The organism is Streptomyces silaceus, assembly GCF_001419745.1.
In the GTDB taxonomy this organism is placed as follows: Bacteria; Actinomycetota; Actinomycetes; order Streptomycetales; family Streptomycetaceae; genus Streptomyces; species Streptomyces silaceus.
Map to the genome: position 1 here is coordinate 709 of NZ_LIRJ01000340.1, position 2,440 is coordinate 3,148.

The 2,440-nt window shown below is 75.7% G+C and carries 3 protein-coding genes; 1 reads left to right on the plus strand and 2 read right to left on the minus strand.

Annotation, left to right across the window (positions count from 1 at the left end; translation table 11 throughout):
* Window positions 1-953 (plus strand): aromatic amino acid lyase (locus AOK22_RS43060; protein WP_244165077.1); only part of this gene is annotated, 953 nt, incomplete at its 5' end.
* Window positions 954-987: 34 nt separating this feature from the next.
* Here AOK22_RS43060 and AOK22_RS28180 read toward each other — a convergent pair.
* Window positions 988-1,623, minus strand: coding sequence for an AAA family ATPase (locus tag AOK22_RS28180; RefSeq protein ID WP_208606454.1), 636 nt, complete (start codon window positions 1,621-1,623; stop codon window positions 988-990).
* Window positions 1,620-2,372 (minus strand): TetR/AcrR family transcriptional regulator, encoded by a 753-nt coding sequence (locus AOK22_RS28185; protein ID WP_055701535.1) that lies wholly within the window; start codon window positions 2,370-2,372, stop codon window positions 1,620-1,622. Before AOK22_RS28185 ends, AOK22_RS28180 begins: the two co-directional genes overlap by 4 nt.
* Window positions 2,373-2,440 lie beyond the last annotated feature (68 nt).

Consider the following 2,440-nt stretch of genomic DNA (forward strand, 5'->3'; position numbering starts at 1 on the left):
TCAACGGCACCGACGGCATGCTCGGCATGCTCGTCATGGCCCTCGCCGACCTGGAGACGCTCTACACCTCCGCCGACATCACCGCGGCCCTGACGCTGGAGGCCCTGCTCGGCACCGACAAGGTCCTCGCGCCCGAGCTGCACGCCATCCGCCCGCACCCGGGCCAGGCCGCCTCCGCCGCCAACATGCTCGCCGTGCTCGCCGGTTCGGGCCTCACCGGCCACCACCAGGACGACGCGCCGCGCGTCCAGGACGCCTACTCGGTGCGCTGCGCCCCGCAGGTCGCGGGCGCGGGCCGCGACACGATGGCGCACGCGCGCCTGGTCGCCGACCGCGAGCTGGCCGCCGCCGTCGACAACCCCGTCGTCCTGCCCGACGGCCGCGTCGAGTCGAACGGCAACTTCCACGGCGCCCCGGTCGCGTACGTCCTGGACTTCCTGGCCATCGCGGCGGCGGACCTCGGCTCGATCGCCGAGCGCCGCACGGACCGCCTCCTCGACAAGAACCGCTCGCACGGCCTGCCGCCGTTCCTCGCGGACGACGCGGGCGTCGACTCGGGCCTGATGATCGCCCAGTACACGCAGGCCGCCCTGGTCAGCGAGATGAAGCGGCTCGCGGTACCGGCCTCGGCCGACTCGATCCCCTCCTCTGCCATGCAGGAGGACCACGTCTCCATGGGCTGGTCGGCGGCCCGCAAGCTGCGCACCGCCGTCGACAACCTCACCCGTGTCGTCGCCATCGAGCTGTACGCCGCCACGCGCGCCGTCGAGCTGCGCGAGGGCCTCACCCCGGCGCCCGCGACGCAGGCGGTCATCGCCGCCGTCCGCAAGGCGGGCGTCGAGGGCCCCGGCCCGGACCGCTTCCTCGCGCCGGACCTCGCGGCGGCCGACGAGTTCGTCCGCTCGGGCGCGCTGGTCGCGGCGGTGGAGCCGGTGACGGGGGCGCTGGCCTAGGGTTCCTCGCCCCGACGACGAGGAGGGGGCGCGGTCACCACGGAGTGGCCGCGCCCCCTCCGTCGTCCTCCTGGCCGAGGGCCCGGAGGATGCGGGGCACGAGGGTGCTCCAGGGGAGGGGTGCGACGACGGGGAGGCGGTGCAGGGCGGCCTCGCCGCTGAGCCAGTGCCCGTACGCGGCGCTGACCTCGGCGCGCGCCGCCTGGAGTCCGCTCTCCGGTTCCCGTGCGGCGTAGTTGGCGGTGATCTGCCGCGGGTCGTCCTCGTGCAGGAAGACGGCCCGCACGTCGCGGCCGGCCGCCGCGCCCTCGGCCACGGCCCGCGCCGCGGCGGCCGGGGTGAGGTAGTCGCCCTCGACGACGGCGGGCACGTCGACGGTCAGACGGTTGCGCACGACGCCGAGGACGGCGGGTTCGAGGGCGCGGGCGGTGGCGATCTGCAGGGCGAGGACGCGGTCGGCGGGCAGGTCCGCTTCCGCGTCCGCGACGCCGTCGAAGAGGTGGAGGTCCGGGTGGTGCGCGGCGGTGGTGATCGCCTGCACCGCCTCGACCACGTCGTCGAACTCGACCACGAACGCCTTCGACTCCTCGGCCAGTCGCGCGGCGGCCCGGCTCTTGCCGATGCCGGACGCGCCGCCGATCAGCACGATGTCCAGGGGTGGTTCGGTCACGGGGTGGCCTCCAGGCGTGCGGCGATGCCCTCCACGAGGACGTCCAGGGTGAACTCGAAGAGGTCGTCGGGGGCGTGGGGGTGCGGGTCCTTCGCGGCGCGGCGCAGGTGGGGGAGGTCCTCGACGCCCTCGCGCAGCCAGGGCGGGGGCGCCTGGCGCAGGTCGGCCGGGTCGAGGTCCGGCGGCGGCCGGTCGTGGACGCGGTCCTCGAACTCCACGAAGCCGACGACCTGGCGGATCGTCTTCATGCAGGCGAGACAGGCCTCCCGGGGCGGCAGGCCCGTCCCGCCGATCTCCGTGAAGAAGCCGATGGCGGCGTCCACGTTGCGGAGCATCGCGGGGTGCCGGGCCAGGGTGACGTTCTCGTTCAGGGCGAGCGTGGTCATGCCGGGGTGGCGGCGGTAGTGGGCGCGCAGGTCGCGGCCGTACGCGCGCAGGGAGTCGCGCCAGCGCTCCGGCGCGGGGTCGAGCGTGGGCGGCCGCCACCGCGACTCGAAGATCTCGGCGGCGACGGTGATCAAGTCCCGCCTGTCCTCGACGTAGTTGTAGAGCGCGCGCGGCGAGACGCCGAGCTCGGCCGCGAGGGACCGCATCGTCAGCTCGGCGGGCCCGTGCCGCCCGAGGTAGTCCAGCGCGGCCCGGCCCACGGAGTCGCGGGTGAGGGTGGCGCGGCCCTTGCGGTGGGTGGGGCGGCGGCGGGTCCCGGCGGGCGGTGGCGGGGTGGCGGGGGCCGGTGTCTCGCTGGTCATCCTGGGTGTTTCCGGAGCTGCGGAGGGGGGGCTCGGACCGGGGCGGACGAGGCCCCCGTCGAGGGAGC